The sequence below is a fragment of the Shewanella sp. Koi 1 genome, from assembly GCF_052907445.1.
Genome location: NZ_JBREJM010000001.1, coordinates 1,094,217 through 1,115,127, shown reverse-complemented (window position 1 = coordinate 1,115,127; position 20,911 = coordinate 1,094,217). Strand labels below are relative to the sequence as shown.

The window sequence follows — 20,911 nt, the reverse complement described above, 5'->3', positions numbered from 1 at the left end:
CACCAAGGTTCGCGCCGTGCGCTTATAGTTATGTGGAAATCGTTGAGTAACGAGCATGGATGAACATTCCAAAATCGAAAAGTACATTGTGGCAAGTGATGTTGGCTCAGGTCGGGATGGGATCGGAATAGAGGTTTATTCTGGCAACGACTTGCTTCTGGAAGTCTTTCGCGATGACACTAAAAAAACCAGAGAAGTAACCCTTTACAAAATGGAACTCGATCTTGAGCTTGTAGAGCAAACAATTGCGCTATTTAAAAAGGAAATCCCATGGGAATTTCAAGAATAACATCATCTTACGACTCGTCACTTAACAAGGTCCGGCAGCACGCAGCCTTTGGCTGCTGGACTCGCTACGATTGCCGCTGCGGGCAACGTTATCTCCACAGAAATTTTAATCCGAAACCTACAAATTAGAGCTTAGATTCTAGCTAGCTTCTGTCCCAAAACATGCGGTGTATTTCTTTGTTAATACTCACATGCGACGCCAATGCTAAATAGGTGAGCCATGGAGGTTTGCGAGACGACCGTCCGCCCCACGGGCGGGGCGGTCGAGCATCCACGGACGGACTCGCTGCGTGTCGGTGAGCGAATACCATGACGCACCTATCAGTTGGTGCCAACATTTTTAACTACCTACGATCCCTGCATAATTTACGCTGGAGTAGCAGCCTATTCCCTTTAAACATGAACAAGCTAACTTGGCCTTATGGATTTACCCAATTCACTCTATCGCCAGCTAAATAAGCGCTGAGATTTGCCGTCGCGATATTTAGTAGGTTCTGCCGCGCTTCTTTGGTCGCCCAGGCATTGTGGGGGCTGATACTGATATTGGGCGCTGTTAGTAGCGGATTATCTGCACTCGGTGGTTCGGTTGAAAGAACATCGACGCCGGCAAAGACTTTGCCCTGCGTTAATGCGGCCGCCAGCGCGGCCTCATCGATTAAGCCGCCGCGTGCGGTGTTGATTAGTAGCGCCTGCGGCTTCATTAATTCGAGGGTTTGAGTGTTAATTAGCTCGGTGGTCTCAGGGGTGAGTGGGCAGTGGAGCGAGAGAATATCGGACTCCTTAAATACCGTATCACGGGATGTCCAACTCACGCCTTGGGGTAAATCGCTAGGTTCGGTGCGGGTATTCACTAATACCTTCATGCCGAAGGCTAAGGCGAGTTTAGCCACCTGCTGGCCAATATCCCCATAACCAATCAAGCCTAAGGTTTTACCTTTAAGGGATTGCAGCGGCATTAAGGTAAAACAAAAGTCACTGCAATTGCTCCACTGCCCTGCGGCAACAGCTTGATGGTGCGCCGCAACGGCTTGCGTGTGATGCAAAATATGGGCAAACACCATTTGCGCGACGGCATCGGGGCCATAGGCGGGTACGTTGGTGACCACTATGCCTAACTCTTTTGCGGCGGCGAGATCCACCACGTTAGTGCCCGTGGCGAGCACGCCGATATATTTAAGCTTAGACAATTGGGCTAAGGTGTTGGCATCGAGGGGGGTCTTGTTGGTGAGCACAATCTCGGCATCCTGAGCGCGGGGGATAATCTCCGCCGAGGGCGTGCGGGCAAAACAGCTAAATTCCCCTAATGCGCTGACTGCTTGCCAGGTTAAATCCCCAGGGTTTAAGGTTTCACCATCGAGTACGACTATTTTCATCTTTACCTCTTAACTGCGTTTGCACCTTGCCCGAAAGCTGAGAAATTAAAAACTGAGTTTGACCCCAATATTGGCTTGCACTTGCCACATGACATCCGATGTTACGTGCCATAGGCATTGGTCTTCATTACAAAAAAGTGAGCTGTCACTGTCGATAAAGGTCGCGTAGCCACGCAGATCCGCAAACAGGGCGAAGTTTTGCGTCATGCGGTATTCGGCGCCACCACCAATGCCCATGGAGAAACGGGTTTCCGTTGACCAATCATCGGGCATCATCCGAGTCACCCCGGCACTGGCGGTAATGTAGGGCTGAAAATCGCCACTGGGGAAGAATAAGGTACCGCCAAGATGGATATAGTCCACATCTAAGGAGGCGACTAAGTCTGGGGTAAACAGGCCGCCGCTTTTCAGCTCGGAGGATTGGCGACTGTAGAGCAAGTAAATATTACCGGGATCGTTAGTGCCAATCCCTAACATGATGCCGTAATGGCTCGCCTCTTCGATACCCACACTCTGCTTATTATTGGTTTCAGCGTTGTTCGCATCGAGTTCATTGATATCGAACGAGCTACCACCAAAGCTGTAACCACCGTAGGGGGCGACAAACAGCTCAGGTTCGGCATAGGTTGGTAATGCGAGGGCGAGGGGCAACAAACCAGCAATTAGAGTTAATCGGTTAACGTATTTCATCTTAATCCCTTATCTGTCGTTATTATTCCTTGCGTCGACAACGTTAACCGAAGCGTTAGCGCATGCCGCGCTCCGATTTCACCCTGTCGTACGCAGCTTGGATGTCCTGCGCTTTACGATTGGCAATTTCCATCATCTCGGGTGGTAATCCCTTAGCGATTAACTTATCGGGATGGTGTTCATTCATCAACTTGCGATAAGCCCGTTTCACCTCTTGATCCGTCGCCTCGGCATTAATACCTAGCAAATGATAGGCGTCAGTAATCGAGGTTTTATTTCCATTAGAAGTCTGGTGGAAACGGTATTCCGCTTGCCAACGTTTAAGTAATTCATCGAGTTGCCCACGACCATAACCTAACTCTTGGGCCACCGTCATCAGGATTGCATGCTCAGCGGGATCGAGCTCACCGTCCGATAAGGCGGTTTGAATTTGGATCTCGATAAACATTTGCACCAGTTCTTGGCGACCTTGGGTCACGGCGCGAAAGGCTTGCAGACTGCTACGTAGGTCAAAGTCTGGCTCTTTCCCCTCACGGAACGCCTGCTGCGCCTCTTTACGGGCTTCACCCGTTAAGCGCATCTGGTCCATCAACATAGTCGCGATACGAATATCGGTCTCAGTCACTCGACCCGACGCCTTGGCGACATGGCCCATTACGGCGAAGGTGGTGTTAAAGAATATCCCCTGTCGATTTTTAGCCTGACCTAAGATCTGACTAAAACTGGCGCCACCACCGGCGCGTTTGTCGTAGAGATGCCCAAGCCATAAACCCAGTAGCGCACCGAAAATACGGCCAAACATAAACCCGATAACAAATCCAAAAAACTTACCCCAAAGGCGCATCTTAATTCCCAATTTGATAATTTATTCAGTCACTCAATCGACACAGCGAGTGAACCCGTACACTCAGGGCGCTAAACGTTAGGCGATATGCCATTACGCCAGCGCTGACTCTAATGCTTGCAGACGTGGAATCGTCCCAACATCGCACCAGAGTCCATTAAAGTGTGCTCCAGTGATCAGGCCATCGGCCATTTTAGCCCGCAGCAAAGGCCCAAGGGCAAAGGCACCATCCGGCGTGCCGTCAAATAATGATGGGCGATATAAGCCCATGCCAGAGAAAGTGTATTTTTGCTCACCCTGTTCACGTACAAGGCCCTGCTGCAAGGCAAAGTCGCCGTTAGGATGTTGCTCCGGATTCGGCACCAACCATAAATGCGCCAGAGCAGTATCCGCTAAGGGAGCAATCGTCGGCAAGGCATCGATAAACACATCGCCATTGAGCACTAAAAACGGTGCATCCGAGTCGCCGTCAGTCAGCAGGGGCAATGCCTGCTTAATTCCGCCACCGGTCTCGAGGGCCGATGCTTCGGCGCTATATTGGATCTTGACCCCAAAGGCCTGACCATCCCCTAAGGTTTCGACCAGCTTATGCCCAAGCCAAGCGTGATTTATTACGATATCGACGATACCCGCCGCGGCCAACTTCTCGATATGGTACACAATCAGCGGTTTACCTAAGACGGGCACTAAAGGTTTGGGCAGGGTATCGGTCAAAGGGCGTAAACGCTCTCCCCTGCCTGCTGCGAGGATCATGGCCTTCATTGCTTATCTCCCTGCTGAGAATCCTTTTCCTTAGTCGCAAACGCAGGCACAACGCGCGACTGCACCCAAGCGGAAAATGGCGCCAACTCAGGATAAAGGCTGGCAATATCCACAATGTAGGACAAGGTTAACGGAATATCGGCCATATAGGCGGGCTTGTTATCACGATAGTGTAAACGGGCAAAAATACCCGCGGCCTTGATATGGCGCTGCAGCCCCATTAAATCAAACCAAGTTTGGTACTGGGTAAAGGATGTCTGCGCCGGGATTTGCCCTAACTCAAGCACTTGCTGATAATGCTGCTGCATTAATTCCAGCACCATGGTTTGCGGCCAACGGATATAGCAATCCCGCAGTAAAGACACAGCGTCGTAGGTCACAGGCCCTAGCACCGCATCTTGAAAATCAATTACGCACAGCTCACCCTCTTTTAGCATCAAGTTACGGCTATGGAAATCCCGGTGCATCCCCACCTTTGGCTGAGCGAGGGCATTTTCTACTAAGAGGCCAAAACTCTTCTCCAGCAGTAAGCCTTCCTCATGGCTAAGTTCGAGTTGTAAATGCCTCCCTAACAACCACTCGGTAAAGATCCCTAACTCACGGCGCACAAACGCCTCATCATATAAAGGCAAGGGCTGCGTGTTGCCTGTGACAGGATCAAGGCTCTCAACCACTGAGGCCACCTGGGGCAATAATGCCAATGCGCGGCAGTAATAATCGGCGACATTATCGTCCGTAAGTACAGACAATAACTGGGTATCCCCCAGATCGCTCAGAAGCATAAAACCTTGCTCGGCATCGGAAGTAATCACTTTTGGAACTGTCAGTCCCGCCACAGCATAGCTACTAGCGAGGGCGATAAAAGGCGCGATAGGCACTAAGGCGGGCGGAGAATCGGCGACAATATAGCTAGCATCACGCGCAACGACGCGGAAATAGCGCCTAAAACTAGCATCACCCGAAATCAATATCGGGGTCACATCATAGGAAAAATAACGGTTCAGCCACTGATTAAGGGAAATAAATCTCGGATCGGATAAAGTCATTTCATGGCTCTTATAGAAAAATTGCTTTATTATAGCTGGCATATAATTTGGAAACAGCTAAGAAATTGAGAGATTTATTTGCTGCGTTGCACTTGTAGTTTGCAACTTTCCCCGTCGATACTTGTCCAGACTAAGAAATCATTATTATTGACCTAAGATGCAGATCCGTTACCTTCTGGCCTTGAGCCTGTTACCTAAATTAGTCCTGGCAGACGAATCTCCCGCAACCTCAGCATCACAATGCCTAATCGAACCGCCAGTACCTCGTATCGTATCTCAACCGGGGTTGAGTGCGGCTGAACAAGCAAAAATTCGAATAGCTTCAGACCGCTCAAAAGCTGAAATGGGTAAGCAAGCGATTTTTACCGGTGATGTGGTCTTCAGCCAAGGCGATAGACACATCGCTGCCGATGAAGCCATCCTCGATCAAGCCACAGAACAATTTGATGCTAATGGCAACTTAGTCTTCCAAGACAGCAATTTTACCGTTACCGCAGACTCGCTGCAGGCACAAATGCGCAGCAATCGTGCCACCCTCAAAGGCGCACAGTATTGGCTGCACGGGCAACAGGTGCATGGTGATGCAGAAAAACTGCAAATCACCATAAACAACAACCTGATTTTAACCAATACGAACTTTACCACCTGTCCGCCTGACAACGTCTCTTGGTTGCTTGAAGCCGAAAAAATTAAGATCAACAGCGAAGAAGAATGGGGCGAGATCTGGAATGCCAAGCTGCGAGTGGCCGATATTCCGGTGTTCTACATCCCTTATATGACAGTTCCGGTTTCAGACAAACGTAAAACAGGCTTCCTCTATCCAAGCTTTAGCACCAGCACCACCAACGGTTTTGAGGTGTCAGCGCCCTACTATTGGAATATTGCACCGGAATACGACCTGACATTTACGCCAAACTATATGACTAACCGCGGGTTATTCACTAAAACTGAGTTTCGTTATCTCGCGGGTGAAGCTCAAAATGGCCGTTTGAATTTTGAATATCTAGGCAGTGATCGAATGATCGGCGGCAGCCCAAATCGTTACCTGTATAACTGGCAACACCAGGGAGCTATCGATAAAAACTGGCGAGTATTGACTAACTTTACTGAAGTTTCAGATAACAACTATTTCAACGACTTAAAGTCTGATGTTAACCGTGCGACCGATAACCAATTATCACGGATTGGCGAAGTAAGTTACTTCGAACGTGATTGGGATATCAGCACTCGGGTGCAGGATATTAAAGTTCTGGGCGAAGATGAAAAGCCATACCAAGTCATGCCACAGGTTAACTTTAACTACCGTGCCGCCGACTTTTGGAACAACTTGGACTTTGGTTTTAACTCAGAACTGACCAATTTTGCCCACCAAGATGACGATGTAAACACAGCAACCCGTTTGCATATGGCACCCAGCCTAACACTGCCAATCCATGGTCCTTCAGGCTCACTGACGAGCCAATTAAAGTTAATGCAAACTAACTATTGGCAGGACAAAAATAACACTAAATTTGATACCTTAGATGACACTGTAAGTCGTACCATTCCTCAGGTGCGTATCAACGGACAAATCAACTTTGAACGTTTTACCGAGCTATTTGAGCAAAATTATCGCCAAACACTCGAACCTCAATTCCAGTATCTGTATGTAGGTTATGAGGATCAACGGGGCATTGGTATTTACGATACCGCCCAATTGCAGGACGACTACTTTGGTCTATTCCGGGATCGCCGCTTCTCTGGCCTTGACCGTATCGCCGATGCCAACCAAGTGACCCTTGGTATTACAACTCGTTTCTTCGATGACCATAACCAAGAAGCGACCAAATTCAGTCTCGGACAAATCTTCTATCTTCAAGACAGTAAGCTAGGCTATGAAGATAATATTTTTGAGCAAAATCAATCAACTTCAGTTTTGGCAGCCGAGTTAGATACTCGTTTAAGCCAAGACTGGTATTTGGGCGCGGCCATTCAGTACGATACCAACACCAGTGACAATAAGAAGACCGAAGTCACCTTAGACTTCCGTCCTGAAGCCAACAAACTACTGCAATTAAGCTATCGTTATGTACCCGATCTACTGAACTCCAACACTAACGATTTGGTTAATATCTCCCAAGCAGGTGTTCGTGGAGCTTGGCCTATCAATGACAGCCTCTATTTTGTTGGCAACTGGTACTATGACCTCAACGAGAGTCGTAGCATAGAAACCTATACAGGTTTCCAATATGAATCATGCTGTTATGCAATCCGCCTCAGTTATCACTATCGCATTAAAACCAACTACGATGACAACATCGGCTCAGCCATTATCGATGAGCGCGAGCAATTTGAGCGTGGTGTGTACCTCAACTTAGTCATCAAAGGGCTCGGTGGTTCTGGTCCATTAGGTGTAACGGATATGCTCAATGATGGTCTGTTTAACTACAGAAAACCGCTTTATCTGAGGAATTAGCAAAGAATTGTGGTAGATTGCTGAACCTCAACAAGGACTGAGAGTCCAAACAAGTTAATGAAAGCTGTGCGTTCACCCAATAACTGAATTGAGTGACGCATCTTTTAAGAGTTACCAACAAAAGAACATTTAGGCAACTCACTGTAATTTCGATATAAATGGTAAAGTTAACTTAAATAAGCCGTCGAATCTGACCTTAGAACGTGCCAAGGATTTTGTGGATGAAACCCAGTAAACATCTGATTTTTGCTTTATTTGCACTCGCTATCAGCCAGCCTACTATGGCCGCTCCCCAGCCAATCGACCGTGTTGCCGTTCAAATCAACGACGGCATTGTGCTCGAAAGTGAAATCGCCAACATGATTGACACTGTAAAAGCCAATGCGAGAGCCGCGAATCAATCGTTGCCATCCGACAGTGCACTGCGTACTCAGGTTATCGAGCGACTCATCCTCACCCGTTTGCAGTTGCAGATGGCGGATCGCATCGGTCTGCATATCGGTGACTTACAGTTAGACCAAGCAATTGAAAACATTGCCCGCGAACAAAAAATGACCGTGGCGCAAATGCAGCAAAAAATCGAGAGCGAAGGATTAAGCTTCAGCCAATACCGTGAGCAACTGCGTGAAGAAATCACCCTAGGTGAAATCCAACGTATCCAAGTTCAACGCCGTATCCAAGTGTCACCACAGGAAATTACTGGCCTGGTAAAACTGATCCAAGAGCAAGGCATGAAGGACGTCGAATACCAAATCGGCCATATCCTGATTGACGTACCTAACAACCCAAGCAGTGAACAACTGGAAGCATCAAGCAAGCGCGCGAACGCCGTACTCGAGCGTTTAAAGAGTGGTGAAGATTTCCGCCGCACCGCCATCGCCTCTTCATCGGGTCCTAAGGCGCTGGAAGGCGGTATCTGGGATTACATGAACATCAACGAGATGCCAACGCTGTTTGCGGAAGTCATCAACGGCGCCAAGAAAGGCGATATTATCGGCCCAATCAAGAGTGGCGCGGGTTTCCACATCATCAAGATCATGGATGCCCGAGGCTTACAAACCAAAGAAATTGAAGAAGTTAGAGCGCGTCACATCCTGCTCAAACCATCGCCAATTCTGTCGGAAGACCGCGCTAAGGCCATGTTAGAGCAGTTCTTAAAGCAAATTCGCTCTGGCGAAGCCAAGTTTGAAGATTTAGCGCGTCAATACTCTGAAGATCCAGGTTCAGCAGCCAAAGGCGGTGAACTGGGTTGGGCAGAGCCAAGCATTTATGTGCCAGAGTTTGCGCAAACGCTGAATAGCTTAAGCCAAGATCAAATCAGTGAGCCTTTCCGTACGACCCACGGCTGGCATATCACACAGCTGGAAGAGCGCAGAAAAACCGATGCCACGGATCAATTTAATACTAACCGTGCGCACCAACTGATCTTCCGTCGCAAATTTAATGAAGAACTGCAAAACTGGCTAGACGAAATGCGTGCCGACGCATACATTGAAGTCTTTCAGCCTGAGTCAAACCGAGGTTAAGGTAAATTGACCACTAAACGTATTGCCGTTACCCCCGGAGAACCTGCGGGTATCGGCCCCGATTTAGTCGTGCAACTCGCTCAGCAGGCTTGGCCTGCTGAGTTAGTCGTTTGTGCGGATCCCGAATTATTAGCCAGCCGAGCTAAACGACTCGGCCTGAATGTCACGTTTCGCCCTTACTTGCCCGAGCAAGCGCCTAAACCGCAGGAAGCGGGCACGCTTACCATTGCGCCTTTCAAACTGGTAACAGACGCCGTTTGTGGCCAGCTCGATGAGCAGAACAGTGCTTACGTGGTAGAAACCCTGCGTTATGCGGGTGAGAAAAACATGAGCGGCGAATTTGATGCCGTAGTGACTGGCCCTGTCCATAAAGGGATCATCAACCAAGCAGGGATTTCCTTTAGCGGCCATACTGAGTTTTTTGCCCATCAGGCCAACTGCCCCGATGTGGTCATGATGTTAGCGACCCAAGGTTTACAGGTAGCACTGGTGACCACCCATATCCCTCTGGCCTATGTGGCAAAAGCCATTACTCGCCAGCGTTTGCATCATATTATCAAGATTTTACACGCTGACCTTATCAGCAAGTTTGCCATTGCTTCCCCTAAAATTTATGTCTGTGGCTTAAACCCACACGCGGGTGAAGACGGCCATCTTGGCCGGGAAGAAATCGATGTGATTATTCCGGCGCTGAACGAACTGCGTGAAGAATATCAAATGAACATTGTCGGCCCTCTGCCCGCCGATACCCTGTTCCAACCTAAATATTTACAGGACGCGGATGTCGTGTTGGCCATGTACCATGACCAAGGCTTACCCGTTCTAAAGTCACAGGGATTTGGCAAATCGGTAAACATTACCTTAGGTTTACCTTATATCCGTACCTCGGTTGACCATGGTACGGCGCTCGATCTTGCGGGAACTGGCAAAGCCGATATTGGCAGCTTTGTCTGCGCCTTGAATAAAGCCATTGAGTTATCCTCAAAAAACTAAACGATTAGATATTAATGAGTAGCAAAGTACATTTAGGCCACACGGCCAGAAAGCGTTTCGGACAAAACTTCTTAACCGACGACAATGTGATTAACCGCATTGTGGGTGCGATCGCCCCCGATAATGACCATGTGATGGTCGAAATCGGCCCCGGCCTTGGCGCCTTAACCGAACCTGTCGCCACGGCGATAGATAACCTGACAGTGGTTGAGTTAGACCGCGATCTGGTTGAGCGCTTGCAGAATCACCCTGTACTTAAGGATAAGCTCACGATTCACCAAGGCGATGCGCTGCAGTTCGACTTTAGCCAGTTGGTGGTACCGGGTAAAAAACTCAAAGTGTTTGGTAACTTACCCTATAACATTTCAACGCCTTTGATGTTCCATCTGTTCGAATTTGCCGAGCAGATTGAAACCATGCACTTTATGCTGCAAAAAGAAGTGGTGCTGCGGTTATCGGCAAGCCCTGGCAACAAGGCCTATGGCCGCTTAACAGTGATGGCACAGTACTTCTGCCAAGTGGTTCCCGTACTCGAAGTACCGCCCCATAGCTTTGCGCCACCGCCTAAGGTCGATTCGGCCGTGGTACGTCTACTGCCCTATGCCGAAAAACCATTCCCTTGTAAGGATGTGAATGTACTGCGCCAGCTGTGCACCACGGCCTTTAACATGCGCCGTAAAACACTGCGTAATAACCTCAAGCAAGTATTGAGCGATGAAGAGTTTGAGCAACTAGGCATAGATCCTAACCTGCGCCCTGAGCAAATCAGCGTTGAACAATATGTCGCCATGGCGAATATGGTGTGTGATAAGCAGGCTTAAGCAATATCAGTTTGATGGGCACTTTAGGGTGCCCTATCTTATTAAAGGGAGCAGCATGAGCGCATTGGATGACTCAATCCGAGTCGAAGTCAAAACCGAATACATTGAACAACAGTCCTCGCCCGAGGATCAGAAATACCTCTTTAGCTACACTATCACCATAGTTAACCTCGGTGAGCAAGCCGCCAAACTTGAAACCCGCCACTGGATTATTACCGACGCCAACGGCAAAATCAGTGAAGTGCAAGGCGCTGGCGTTGTCGGCGAAACCCCAACGATCCCCCCCAATACCGCCTATCAATATACCAGCGGTACCGTACTCGATACGCCCCTTGGCATTATGTATGGCACTTATGGTATGGTCAGCGAATCTGGCGAACGTTTTAAGGCAACGATTAAGCCCTTCCGTTTAGCACTCCCCGGTTTATTACACTGATTTATAAATAGAAAGGATATTGTGGCCCATTATTTTGTTGGTGATGTCCAAGGCTGTTTTGCCGAATTAAAACGATTACTTGCTGAGGTCGACTTTAACCCATCCCGCGATGAACTCTGGGCGGTGGGCGATTTGGTCGCCAGAGGTCCCGATTCATTAGCCACGCTGCGCTATTTTCAGTCCCTAGGGGATGCGGGCAAAACCGTCCTCGGTAATCACGATCTGCATTTGCTCGCGCTCCATGGCAAACTCAAGCGGGATAAACCCAGCGATAACCTCGCGCCGCTGTTAAATGCGCCCGATATTGCCAGTTTAATCGATTGGTTAAGGCAGCAACCCTTAATGCGGGAATTGCCAGAGCACAAGGTCATCATGACCCACGCAGGTGTGCCGCCACAGTGGTCATTAGATGTCTTAAGGCAAGAGTCGCAACTTGTCAGCCAAGCCCTCAAGCAGAGTGATTACCTCGAGGCACTGATAAGCCAAATGTACAGCGACACCTCGGAGCGTTGGGATCCGAGCGCCATAGGCTTAAACCGCCTGCGCTTTTGTATCAATGCCCTGACCCGTATGCGTTATCTATATGTCGATGGTCATTTAGATTTTGACTGTAAACAGCCACCCGAGAACTGTAACAATCCACAGCTACGCCCTTGGTTTGAATTTACCTCTGCGTTACGCCAGAGTCACACTTTGGTGTTTGGACATTGGGCGGCATTGATGGGTAAAGTGAACGATCCCAAATTAAAAGCGCTAGACACAGGCTGTTGCTGGGGCGAATATCTAACCCTATGGCATCTTGAAAAAGACCAAAAAATTACCCAAAAAAAGTTAAAAAAGGGTTAAACTAAGCCCGAGAGTGGTCGATATACGACAGTACCCTATGCCCTGAATTTAATAATCTTTTCATTCGGAATAATATAATAATAACCGGAGTATCCTATGAAAGTTAATGTAGCCACCCGAGTCATTGGCGGGTTTAGTGTTGTTACACTTTTACTTGTGTTGTTAGGATTTACCTCGTACCTGACGAACATTAGCCTCAAAGATAGTTCGGCTATGATGCAAGAGTTAAGCTTGCCAGCCCTGAAGGCCACCACTCATTTAACCGAATCCTTGAGCGAACAACAGCGCCAAGTGCTCATTGCCTTTCATGCGCCAAAATCCTCTAACATTCCCGATATCCGTAAAGTCTTTAGCGACCACGGTAGCCAGTTTAAAAATGAGATCAGTAACCTGACGCGACTGGTTCAAGGGCAAGCTAACCTTTCATCGTTGATCTCACAACTGGATGGCAGTTTCTCGACCTTCGAGCGTGACAGCCTCGCCATGCTCAATGAGCGCGAAGCCACTCTCAGCAAGCAAGAGCAACTCATCGGATTAAAGAAAAAGCTTGAAAATGCCGCCGATGACGCCTCATCGGGATTGCTTGATATTATCGACCTAGAAAACAGCCAAAACCCCGATGCTCAGAGTCTCGCCGCATCGGCAAGCGCCATCGATACCAGCATGGGTAATATCATCACCACCATTACCGATTTAGTCACCAATGACGAAATGAGTAAGCATGAGCTTATTTCTAAAGAACTCGACTACATCCTGAGCGAGAGCAAAAACAAGCTTGAGTACGTCAACCGCCATGCGCAGGATATTGTGGATGCGGACACCTTAAAATCAGTCAACGAAGATATTAAAAAAGTCCTTGGGCTGCTCGAAGGCTCTGACTCTATGGTGCAACTTAAGGCGAGCCAATTAACCCACGCTCAGGCGGCGGCAAATCAACTGGCCATCATTGAGAAAGATGTCAAAGTTATTGACCGCAATATGGAAGATGTAAGTAATAACATTGAGTCAGCTGCCGCAGAAATGAGCCAAGCCACCATATCCAAGATTGATGCAGCCAGTATCCGTACCATTATCGTGGTGCTAATCGCTATCGTTGCCGCCGTCATCATCAGTTTTGCAGTGGTTGCGCCATTGAAGCGTTCACTCTACCAAGTTAACAATGCACTTAACGTGTTAGCCTCTGGCAATTTAACTCATAAACTGGATGATTCTGGCCACGATGAATTTGCTGAACTGGCAAAAAACTGTAACCGTTTAGTAGACAGTTTACGCAGCCTAATCGTCGGTATCTTGGACCGCTCTAACCAGCTCGCTGCGGCGGCCGAGCAAACCTCGGCAATCACGGCGCAAACCACGACGGGAATTCAAGAGCAAAAGAACCAAGTTGACCAAGTTGCGACTGCAACCACAGAGTTAAGCTCCAGCGCACAACAAGTGTCGATGAGCGCCGATGATGCACTGGCGCAAATCAAGCAGGCCGATCAAGAAGCCAAACACATGCGCACTATCGCCGAAGAGAATAAGCGCACCATTTTAGCCCTCGCTGACGAAGTCGCTAAAGCTGGCCAAGTGATCAACAAAGTACAATCGGACAGCGCCTCAATCGGCTCGATCCTCGATGTTATTCGTGGCATTGCCGAGCAGACTAACCTGCTGGCATTAAACGCGGCCATTGAAGCGGCGCGCGCCGGAGAACAGGGCCGTGGTTTCGCGGTCGTTGCCGATGAGGTGCGCAGCCTTGCATCGAGAACCCAAGTGTCGACCCGCGAGATCCAACAAATGATCGAAGTGCTGCAACAGGGCGCCCAGCAAGCCGTGGCAGCAATGGATATGGGTCGTGCCCAAGCCAATGCCTGCGTCGACAAAACCGAGCAAGCTAACCTCGCCCTAGAGACCATCAGTCAGTCGGTACACAAGGCCTATGATGCGGGTACGCACATTGCCCATGCTGCGCAGGAGCAGAATCTAGTAAGTCAGCAAGTATCTGAGAAACTTGAGCATATCGCGGCCATTTCGGAAGAGACCGCCATCGGCGCCGACCAAACCGCGCAATCGAGCCATCAAGTGGCTAAGCTTGCCGAAGAGCTACAAGCTTCTGTCGGTGAATTTAGAGTGTAAGCATACACTCAGGTATCAATAGGGTCGCGATTGCGGCCCTTTTCTTTGGCTTGCGCTTTCGCGGCGAAAACAATAGCTCAAGCAATAAACTCAGTTTTGACACTTATCAGCATCAACACCCAAGTACCCTGCTCAATATCCGGTAAAAACGGCCTAAACGACACCCATAAAAAATGCCGAACTCAGTTCGGCATTTTTAACTATCATTTTTTCCTTGTGTAAACGCACATTAAAAAATGATGGGACAGATGATTACTCTTCTTCACCGCCAGCAGCAGCGCCTAAACGCTCTTTCACTGCCGCAGTGATAGGGCTTGCACCGTGACCATTCGCTTCAGCCCAAGCTTGAATCGTCATGCCATCGGCTTCTGGTACGCTCAGTTCGTTAACTGATAAACGCTTAGCCACAAACTCACCCGCATCATTCGCATTCGCGGCATAGGCAGTACGCAACAAGCTTTGACCATCACAGCTAATCCCGCTGTACACTTGGCGTAACTTAACACGGCTTTCTTTTAGTTTTTTACGTAAACGGTTTTTATCGTTCGCTTTTACGTAATCACAAATACTCGCGACAAGTGGATCAGCTTCGGCTTTTGCCGTGGTTGGCACAGAAACATAGCTAAATCCGATTAGTGCAGCCAAAGCTACAGGCATAAGACGCATCCGATACTCCTTAATACTTTCTTATAGTTTTATTATGTTTTGTATGGTTTGCGTCTATCTCTAGCGGATATCGGCCTCCTAGGAGTCATCAGTAAAGAAGCCGTAAAAAACCGCTATCTCAACTAAGTCAGGCCTATCGGATCTAATACCTTAGACATATTGACAATCCATACGCACAGGGTACACAACAGAACAACGTAATTTAACATTTTTTTGTCAAATTGATAAAGCGATATTCCAGCCCATCGCCATTTATACCAGTTACCGATTCGGTTTCTTGCCATTTATCGCTATCCCATGCGGGGAAAAAGGTATCGCCTTCAACATCTAAGCTAATTTGCGTCAGATAGAGTGTGTCGGCTTGAGGTAATAATTGCTGATACAACTGCCCACCACCGATAACGACTAACTCTTCACACTCGCCCGCCGCCAGTTTAGCGTCTTCAAATGAGGTCACGCAGGTCACACCGTCAATCTGTAAATCCGCTTGGCGGGAAATCACAATATTGTGGCGCCCAGGCAGAGGGCGACCAATGGACTCAAAGGTTTTACGTCCCATGACTACAGGTTTGCCTAAGGTCATGGCTTTAAAATGGCGTAAATCTTCGGGCAGATGCCATGGCATTTTGTTGTCTTTTCCGATGACTCGATTGTTTGCCATCGCGGCTATCATAGCAATGCGCATGGGCACTCCTTTGGTATTGTTTTTATTGAATAACAGGGCGGGTTCTAAAATACAGCAGACTCGGTAAGGCAAGGCCCACCGACAGTGCACCTAAGATAAACACCGTTTTTAAGCCGTTACTTATCACTTGTCCTGTCAGCTCTTGGCTAACCTGCGACTGCGCCGTTAATTGCACTAAGGCAATCACGGTATTAAAGGCGTAGGTCCCAGGGATCATCGGGATAATCGCGGCAACGGCATACATCAACGGCGGCGCAAGATGACGCTTAGCAAAACCAATAGTGATAGTGCCTACCAAGGCCGCGGCGGCAAAGGTCGCCCATTCGATAGGCAAGCCAAATTGCAGCATTAGCGTGCGCGAGCTGTGCCCTATGGCGCCTGCAAGCGCGCAGTAGGGTAAGAAACGTTTCGGCACGTTAAACACCATGGCAAAACCCACTGCGGGAATCGCCGAGAAAAAGGCATCGTGCAACAGCGTCCACAGTAAGGCGATCATAGGAAGATCCCCCCAATCTGCATCGCAATGGTGATGCCGATAACGGATGACACTGTAAGCAAGGTGGCATGGCCCCAACGGGAAATGCCCACGTTCATATGGCCTTTGACCATATCAGAAATCGCATTGATCATCGGGAAACCCGGCACCAGCATCAACACACTGGCCGCCATGGCCGCCTGCGGGGTTTCGCTCAAGTGAAATACATAACCCGTCTGCGCCAGCATACTAGTGACAAATGCCGTCACCGCAAAATTGACCAGCAAATTAAAATGCCGCTTGGCAATCGCAAGGCGCACCGACATCCCGACCGCGGAGGCAAAAAAGGTGATAACAGATGCGGCAACATCGCCATTAAACAGGTGACAAAAACTGGCACAGGACAGGCCTATCATCAAGATCACGAGATACGGCGGATAGGTCTTAGGTTCAATCCGCGCTAAGCGTTTACGCACTTCGTTGGGGCCATAGAGACCTTTTTCCGCCAACAAACAGATGCGCTGCAACTCGCAGACTATTGTCATATTGATGCCATGCTCGCGGATCCGACGTGTCGTCGTGATACAGCGACCATGCACTAAACTGGTTAACACGAGGGAATTAGAGGAGATGGAAAGCTCAACACTTGCCAATCCTAAGGCCTGACCTAGGCGCTGGCTGATTTCTTCAACTAAATCAGATTCAGCACCGTAGGCCAGTAGCAGTTGTGCGACACGCACAACCTGCCGAGTAATATCATTTTGAGTATCTGCGTACACGGGACTCTCAAAACTTAGGTTGGGATATTATCTTTGGTAGATCACTTCTACATCGTAGTCGTCATCATCAAAGTCATCGTCAAATTCATCGTCATAGTCTTCATTGATCGCATCAATGTTGGCTTGATGATAATTGTCCCACTTGAACTCAACCTCTGCATCTGGGTTCGCATCTTTATCTTCCGGTGGAAGACTTTGGATGAAGTCCAGCAGCTTGGTCGCTAATTCTTTAGTGCCATCGCGGCTATAGGCAGAAATAGTGTAAACGTCACCTTCCCAACCTAATTCCTTAACAACACGAGCGACCTTCTCTTTTAGCTCATCTTCGAGCAGCAGATCGGCCTTGTTAAAGACTAACCAACGTGGCTTGCTTGCCAATTTTGGCGAATATTTTTCAAGCTCACCGACGATCGCGCGGGCAGAATCCACAGGATCTGTGCCATCAATTGGCTCGATATCGATGATATGCAACAGAATACGGCAACGTTCTAAATGCTTTAAGAAGCGAATGCCTAGACCCGCACCTTCTGCCGCGCCTTCGATCAAACCTGGAATATCGGCGATCACAAAGCTTTGACCAGGGCGAGGGTTAACCACACCTAGGTTAGGTACTAATGTCGTGAAGGGGTAATCGGCAACCTTTGGTGTTGCACGTGATACTGCACGAATAAAGGTCGATTTACCCGCGTTAGGCATACCGAGCAAGCCAACATCGGCTAACAGCAGTAGCTCTAATTTCAGGCTGCGGACTTCACCCGGAGTACCTAAGGTCTTTTGACGTGGGGCACGGTTAGTACTGCTCTTAAAGCGCGTATTGCCTAAGCCGTGGAATCCACCTTTAGCCACTAATAGCTTTTGGCCATGAGTGGTTAAATCGCCGAGGACTTCCTCGGTCTCATCGTCAATGGCACGCGTACCGACAGGCACTTTTAAAATCAAATCTTTACCGCTATGGCCGGTACAGTCACGGCCACGGCCGTTTTCACCGCGCTCAGCCATGTGAAAACGTTCAAATCGGTATTCAATCAGGGTGTTGTGGTTTTCATCGGCCTGCAGATAGACACTGCCACCATCGCCACCATCACCACCATCAGGACCACCATCGGGGATATATTTTTCGCGTCTGAAACTCACGCAACCGCTACCGCCGTCGCCTGCTTCGACCCTAATTACTGCCTCATCGACAAACTTCATACTTACTCCTGGCATCACTGAATGAAGGAATTATACCGTTTAACTTCATCGGTCGCCAAAAAACTCAGATACTTGCTCCCAATCTTACCAGCCAACGCCCTCAATTTGATAAAGATTTACCAAATTCACCAGAAACGCAGGTAAATAGAAGCATAAAAAACAGAAAGCCCCACCAATGGCGGGGCTTTACAGTATAAGCTAGACTCGAAAATTAAGCTTCGATGCTAATAAACTTACGGTTATTAGGACCTTTAACTTCGAATTTTACTTTACCGTCAGTCAGAGCAAACAGAGTGTGGTCACGACCAATACCCACGTTTACACCAGCGTGGAACTTAGTACCACGTTGACGAACGATAATGTTACCAGCTAGAACTGATTCACCGCCAAAGCGCTTAACACCAAGACGTTTACTTTCTGAATCACGGCCGTTACGAGTAGAACCGCCAGCTTTTTTATGTGCCATGAGTTAGACTCCTATTATGCGTTGATAGCAGTAATTTTAACTTCGGTGAACCACTGACGGTGGCCCATCTTCTTGTCGTGGTGCTTACGACGACGGAACTTAACGATAGTTACTTTCTCGCCACGACCATGACTTACTACTTCAGCAACGACTTTACCGCCAGCTACTAAAGGAGCACCAACGTGCACTTTTTCACCGTCAGCGATCAGTAATACTTGATCGAATTCAACAGTTGAACCAGTAGCAACTTCTAATTTTTCTAAACGAACTGTGTGGCCTGGGGCTACACGGTGTTGTTTACCACCACTTTGAAAAACAGCGTACATAGCTATTTTACTCCGATATTCCTAACACGCTGGCTCACACTATGGGAGGCAGGGTGCTACAAAAACTTTATTGACAATGGGCGCGGATTTTACGCGAAGAATCCTTATCTGGCAAGCCCTAATTAGGAAAGAATAAAAAAAGGCCGGAATAACTCGCACATTAGTAGTGTGAGTACTGTCATATGTCGGAATTTTAGGTAAAATTCATTCTATATAACACGTGAGCCTAAAATAGAGGCCGGGTACGTAATGGCCCCACAACCAGAGTCTATTATGGATTTAAACGCTATTCGTCAACTGGCTGACACTGATATGCAAGCAGTCAATCAGCTGATCTATAAACAGCTGGAGTCAGATGTCGCCCTGATTAACCAGTTAGGTTTCTACATTATTAATGGTGGTGGTAAACGTCTTCGTCCTTTACTGTCCGTCCTCGCAGCGCGCGCCGTCGACTATCAAGGTGAAGCCCATCTTAAGCTTGCCGCGATTATTGAATTTATTCATACCGCTTCATTACTGCACGATGATGTAGTCGATGAATCGACTCTCAGACGTGGCCGCGAAACCGCCAACGCACTCTTTGGTAACAGCGCCAGTGTATTAGTAGGTGACTTCCTTTATACCCGCTCATTCCAAATGATGACCGAACTCGACAGCATGCGAGTACTGCGTGTATTAGCCGATACCACTAACGTATTGGCCGAAGGTGAAGTATTACAGCTAATGAACTGTAACGATCCTAATACCACAGAAGAAAGCTATATGCGGGTGATCTATTGCAAGACCGCTAAGCTATTCGAAGCCGCCACGTTACTGGCCGCGGTATTAGCCGGCGCTACACCCGAGCAAGAAACCGCATTAGGCGACTATGGCAAGTATTTAGGTACAGCCTTCCAGCTGACCGACGATTTACTCGACTACACCGCCGACAGTGAAGAGTTAGGTAAAAACATTGGTGATGATCTTGCCGAAGGTAAACCGACCTTACCGCTAATCTATGCGATTGCCCATGGCACAGAAGAAGAGCAGCAACTCATTCGCCAAGCCATTGAGCAAGGTGATGGCACCCACGCCATTGAGAAAATTGTTGCCGCTCTGCATCACTGTGGCGCGCTCACTTACACTCAGCAAAAAGCCATTGAAGAATCCAACAAGGCGATTGCAGCGTTGGCAGTATTACCCGACAGTGACTTCAAAACCGCATTAATTTCGCTGGCAAAAATCTCAGTTGATCGTAACCACTAATTGGCAGCGATAAATCAATAAAAAGGCCTTGCTTAGCAAGGCCTTTTTATTTTTAACATTCTTTATCAAAGCGAACTTAAACCTGCCATTGGATCGGTGCCTCGCCCCGCGCCATCAACAGTTGATTCACTTTAGAAAAATGCCCACAACCGAAGAAGCCGCGATAGGCCGACAGCGGTGACGGGTGGGGGCCCGACAGAATTTGATGCTGTGGCGCAGTAATCACCGCCCCCTTTTTGATGGCATGACTGCCCCAGAGTACGAAAATAATCGGCCTCTCCTGCGCATTAAGCAGCTTTAACGCCTCAGTGGTAAAGGTTTCCCAGCCTGCATTGGCATGGGAGTGGGCTTGCCCTTGTTCCACCGTCAGCACGGTATTGAGCATCAAAATCCCCTGCTCCGCCCATTGGGTTAAATCACCATGGTTTGGGATTTGGAAACAGGGAATATCGTTCACTAACTCTTTATACATATTGGCTAGCGATGGCGGCGGTTTAATGCCTCGCTTAACCGAGAAACACAGACCGTGGGCTTGATCGGGACCATGGTAGGGATCTTGACCAATAAGCACTACACGCACTTGCTCCAATGGGGTTGTTTTAAAGGCGTTATACACATCCTCTTTAGGGGGATAAATAACCTTACCCAATCCACGCTCTTGATTCACAAATGCTATCAACTGCTGGTAATAGGGTTGAGCACGTTGATGGTCAATAAATGCCTGCCAAGTCGCCAAAATCTGTTTCTCTTACTTAAGTTACGATGCCGTTAGCTTAAAAGTGATAGCGCGACATGACAAGCCAACTCCGGTTTTTATTCCCGAGTCTTGAGATATCGCAAGCATATTGCGGCATAAACCTGTTCTGTCCGTTTGCTC

The 20,911-nt window shown here is 48.4% G+C and carries 22 protein-coding genes; 9 read left to right on the top strand and 13 right to left on the bottom strand.

What is annotated here, in order from left to right:
• Nucleotides 1–55: 55 nt before the first annotated feature.
• Nucleotides 56–289: a hypothetical protein gene (locus ACUZ8J_RS04995; protein WP_446693251.1), complete on the top strand. Its 234-nt coding sequence runs from the start codon at nt 56–58 to the stop codon at nt 287–289.
• A 418-nt stretch (nt 290–707) separates the two neighbouring features.
• Here the strand turns inward: ACUZ8J_RS04995 and ACUZ8J_RS04990 are convergent, their stop codons facing one another.
• The 5 genes from ACUZ8J_RS04990 to ACUZ8J_RS04970 all read right to left on the bottom strand — a co-directional run bounded on the left by ACUZ8J_RS04990 (nt 708) and on the right by ACUZ8J_RS04970 (nt 5,045).
• Nucleotides 708–1,661, bottom strand: a complete 954-nt coding sequence (locus ACUZ8J_RS04990) for a D-2-hydroxyacid dehydrogenase (RefSeq protein WP_446693250.1) — start codon at nt 1,659–1,661, stop codon at nt 708–710.
• Nucleotides 1,662–1,706: 45 nt separating this feature from the next.
• A complete protein-coding gene (locus tag ACUZ8J_RS04985; protein WP_446693249.1) occupies nt 1,707–2,351 on the bottom strand; it encodes an outer membrane beta-barrel protein in 645 nt (214 codons plus the stop codon).
• Nucleotides 2,352–2,406: 55 nt separating this feature from the next.
• Complete coding sequence (gene djlA, locus ACUZ8J_RS04980) at nt 2,407–3,195, bottom strand: co-chaperone DjlA (RefSeq protein WP_011621706.1); 789 nt, start codon at nt 3,193–3,195, stop codon at nt 2,407–2,409.
• A 93-nt stretch (nt 3,196–3,288) separates the two neighbouring features.
• On the bottom strand, nt 3,289–3,957 hold the full coding sequence (murU, locus tag ACUZ8J_RS04975; protein WP_446693248.1) for an N-acetylmuramate alpha-1-phosphate uridylyltransferase MurU: 669 nt from the start codon (nt 3,955–3,957) through the stop codon (nt 3,289–3,291).
• Nucleotides 3,954–5,045 (bottom strand): aminoglycoside phosphotransferase family protein, encoded by a 1,092-nt coding sequence (locus ACUZ8J_RS04970; RefSeq protein ID WP_446693247.1) that lies wholly within the window; start codon nt 5,043–5,045, stop codon nt 3,954–3,956. The genes murU and ACUZ8J_RS04970 overlap by 4 nt, the downstream gene beginning before the upstream one ends.
• Nucleotides 5,046–5,160: 115 nt before the next feature.
• On the opposite strand from ACUZ8J_RS04970, the gene lptD reads away from it, so the two are divergent.
• The 7 genes from lptD to ACUZ8J_RS04935 all read left to right on the top strand — a co-directional run bounded on the left by lptD (nt 5,161) and on the right by ACUZ8J_RS04935 (nt 14,198).
• Nucleotides 5,161–7,458 carry an LPS assembly protein LptD gene (gene lptD, locus ACUZ8J_RS04965; RefSeq protein WP_099457591.1) on the top strand — a complete coding sequence of 766 codons (2,298 nt, stop codon included), beginning with the start codon at nt 5,161–5,163 and terminating at the stop codon, nt 7,456–7,458.
• A 221-nt stretch (nt 7,459–7,679) separates the two neighbouring features.
• A complete protein-coding gene (gene surA / locus ACUZ8J_RS04960) occupies nt 7,680–8,984 on the top strand; it encodes a peptidylprolyl isomerase SurA (RefSeq protein ID WP_446693246.1) in 1,305 nt (434 codons plus the stop codon).
• 6 nt (nt 8,985–8,990) lie between these two features.
• Complete coding sequence (pdxA, locus tag ACUZ8J_RS04955) at nt 8,991–9,977, top strand: 4-hydroxythreonine-4-phosphate dehydrogenase PdxA (RefSeq protein ID WP_446693245.1); 987 nt, start codon at nt 8,991–8,993, stop codon at nt 9,975–9,977.
• 14 nt (nt 9,978–9,991) lie between these two features.
• Complete coding sequence (gene rsmA / locus ACUZ8J_RS04950; RefSeq protein WP_011627022.1) at nt 9,992–10,798, top strand: 16S rRNA (adenine(1518)-N(6)/adenine(1519)-N(6))-dimethyltransferase RsmA; 807 nt, start codon at nt 9,992–9,994, stop codon at nt 10,796–10,798.
• Nucleotides 10,799–10,853: 55 nt separating this feature from the next.
• Complete coding sequence (gene apaG, locus ACUZ8J_RS04945; RefSeq protein ID WP_011621699.1) at nt 10,854–11,234, top strand: Co2+/Mg2+ efflux protein ApaG; 381 nt, start codon at nt 10,854–10,856, stop codon at nt 11,232–11,234.
• A gap of 21 nt (nt 11,235–11,255) precedes the next feature.
• Nucleotides 11,256–12,080 (top strand): symmetrical bis(5'-nucleosyl)-tetraphosphatase, encoded by an 825-nt coding sequence (locus ACUZ8J_RS04940; protein ID WP_446693244.1) that lies wholly within the window; start codon nt 11,256–11,258, stop codon nt 12,078–12,080.
• 96 nt (nt 12,081–12,176) lie between these two features.
• A complete protein-coding gene (locus ACUZ8J_RS04935; RefSeq protein WP_446693243.1) occupies nt 12,177–14,198 on the top strand; it encodes a methyl-accepting chemotaxis protein in 2,022 nt (673 codons plus the stop codon).
• 252 nt (nt 14,199–14,450) lie between these two features.
• Here the strand turns inward: ACUZ8J_RS04935 and ACUZ8J_RS04930 are convergent, their stop codons facing one another.
• The 7 genes from ACUZ8J_RS04930 to rplU all read right to left on the bottom strand — a co-directional run bounded on the left by ACUZ8J_RS04930 (nt 14,451) and on the right by rplU (nt 18,789).
• The gene (locus ACUZ8J_RS04930) at nt 14,451–14,864 is read right to left on the bottom strand and encodes a DUF3718 domain-containing protein (RefSeq protein WP_011621696.1); all 414 of its coding nucleotides are present in this window, start codon (nt 14,862–14,864) and stop codon (nt 14,451–14,453) included.
• A 202-nt stretch (nt 14,865–15,066) separates the two neighbouring features.
• Nucleotides 15,067–15,549, bottom strand: coding sequence for a type 3 dihydrofolate reductase (gene folA / locus ACUZ8J_RS04925; RefSeq protein ID WP_011621695.1), 483 nt, complete (start codon nt 15,547–15,549; stop codon nt 15,067–15,069).
• A gap of 22 nt (nt 15,550–15,571) precedes the next feature.
• The gene (locus ACUZ8J_RS04920) at nt 15,572–16,045 is read right to left on the bottom strand and encodes a threonine/serine exporter family protein (RefSeq protein ID WP_011621694.1); all 474 of its coding nucleotides are present in this window, start codon (nt 16,043–16,045) and stop codon (nt 15,572–15,574) included.
• The gene (locus tag ACUZ8J_RS04915) at nt 16,042–16,803 is read right to left on the bottom strand and encodes a threonine/serine exporter family protein (protein ID WP_011627027.1); all 762 of its coding nucleotides are present in this window, start codon (nt 16,801–16,803) and stop codon (nt 16,042–16,044) included. The genes ACUZ8J_RS04920 and ACUZ8J_RS04915 overlap by 4 nt, the downstream gene beginning before the upstream one ends.
• A 27-nt stretch (nt 16,804–16,830) precedes the next feature.
• Nucleotides 16,831–17,997 carry an Obg family GTPase CgtA gene (gene cgtA / locus ACUZ8J_RS04910; RefSeq protein WP_011621692.1) on the bottom strand — a complete coding sequence of 389 codons (1,167 nt, stop codon included), beginning with the start codon at nt 17,995–17,997 and terminating at the stop codon, nt 16,831–16,833.
• 211 nt (nt 17,998–18,208) lie between these two features.
• Nucleotides 18,209–18,463, bottom strand: coding sequence for a 50S ribosomal protein L27 (rpmA, locus tag ACUZ8J_RS04905; RefSeq protein WP_007650346.1), 255 nt, complete (start codon nt 18,461–18,463; stop codon nt 18,209–18,211).
• A 14-nt stretch (nt 18,464–18,477) separates the two neighbouring features.
• The gene (rplU, locus tag ACUZ8J_RS04900; protein WP_011621690.1) at nt 18,478–18,789 is read right to left on the bottom strand and encodes a 50S ribosomal protein L21; all 312 of its coding nucleotides are present in this window, start codon (nt 18,787–18,789) and stop codon (nt 18,478–18,480) included.
• A gap of 273 nt (nt 18,790–19,062) precedes the next feature.
• Here rplU and ispB point away from each other — a divergent pair, with 273 nt between their 5' ends.
• Nucleotides 19,063–20,034 carry an octaprenyl diphosphate synthase gene (ispB, locus tag ACUZ8J_RS04895; RefSeq protein WP_041408978.1) on the top strand — a complete coding sequence of 324 codons (972 nt, stop codon included), beginning with the start codon at nt 19,063–19,065 and terminating at the stop codon, nt 20,032–20,034.
• A 76-nt stretch (nt 20,035–20,110) separates the two neighbouring features.
• On the opposite strand, the gene ung is transcribed toward ispB, so the two are convergent.
• Nucleotides 20,111–20,770, bottom strand: coding sequence for a uracil-DNA glycosylase (gene ung, locus ACUZ8J_RS04890; RefSeq protein WP_446693242.1), 660 nt, complete (start codon nt 20,768–20,770; stop codon nt 20,111–20,113).
• Nucleotides 20,771–20,911 lie beyond the last annotated feature (141 nt).

Excerpts from the sequence above, each read along its gene's own strand:
- ACUZ8J_RS04995 (WP_446693251.1), top strand. The coding sequence starts at position 56 with ATGGATGAACATTCCAAAATCGAAAAGTACATTGTGGCAAGTGATGTT.
- ACUZ8J_RS04990 (WP_446693250.1), bottom strand. The coding sequence starts at position 1,661 with ATGAAAATAGTCGTACTCGATGGTGAAACCTTAAACCCTGGGGATTTA.
- ACUZ8J_RS04985 (WP_446693249.1), bottom strand. The coding sequence starts at position 2,351 with ATGAAATACGTTAACCGATTAACTCTAATTGCTGGTTTGTTGCCCCTC.
- djlA (WP_011621706.1), bottom strand. The coding sequence starts at position 3,195 with ATGCGCCTTTGGGGTAAGTTTTTTGGATTTGTTATCGGGTTTATGTTT.
- murU (WP_446693248.1), bottom strand. The coding sequence starts at position 3,957 with ATGAAGGCCATGATCCTCGCAGCAGGCAGGGGAGAGCGTTTACGCCCT.
- ACUZ8J_RS04970 (WP_446693247.1), bottom strand. The coding sequence starts at position 5,045 with ATGCCAGCTATAATAAAGCAATTTTTCTATAAGAGCCATGAAATGACT.
- lptD (WP_099457591.1), top strand. The coding sequence starts at position 5,161 with ATGCAGATCCGTTACCTTCTGGCCTTGAGCCTGTTACCTAAATTAGTC.
- surA (WP_446693246.1), top strand. The coding sequence starts at position 7,680 with ATGAAACCCAGTAAACATCTGATTTTTGCTTTATTTGCACTCGCTATC.
- rsmA (WP_011627022.1), top strand. The coding sequence starts at position 9,992 with ATGAGTAGCAAAGTACATTTAGGCCACACGGCCAGAAAGCGTTTCGGA.
- apaG (WP_011621699.1), top strand. The coding sequence starts at position 10,854 with ATGAGCGCATTGGATGACTCAATCCGAGTCGAAGTCAAAACCGAATAC.
- ACUZ8J_RS04935 (WP_446693243.1), top strand. The coding sequence starts at position 12,177 with ATGAAAGTTAATGTAGCCACCCGAGTCATTGGCGGGTTTAGTGTTGTT.
- ACUZ8J_RS04930 (WP_011621696.1), bottom strand. The coding sequence starts at position 14,864 with ATGCGTCTTATGCCTGTAGCTTTGGCTGCACTAATCGGATTTAGCTAT.
- folA (WP_011621695.1), bottom strand. The coding sequence starts at position 15,549 with ATGCGCATTGCTATGATAGCCGCGATGGCAAACAATCGAGTCATCGGA.
- ACUZ8J_RS04920 (WP_011621694.1), bottom strand. The coding sequence starts at position 16,045 with ATGATCGCCTTACTGTGGACGCTGTTGCACGATGCCTTTTTCTCGGCG.
- cgtA (WP_011621692.1), bottom strand. The coding sequence starts at position 17,997 with ATGAAGTTTGTCGATGAGGCAGTAATTAGGGTCGAAGCAGGCGACGGC.
- rpmA (WP_007650346.1), bottom strand. The coding sequence starts at position 18,463 with ATGGCACATAAAAAAGCTGGCGGTTCTACTCGTAACGGCCGTGATTCA.
- rplU (WP_011621690.1), bottom strand. The coding sequence starts at position 18,789 with ATGTACGCTGTTTTTCAAAGTGGTGGTAAACAACACCGTGTAGCCCCA.
- ispB (WP_041408978.1), top strand. The coding sequence starts at position 19,063 with ATGGATTTAAACGCTATTCGTCAACTGGCTGACACTGATATGCAAGCA.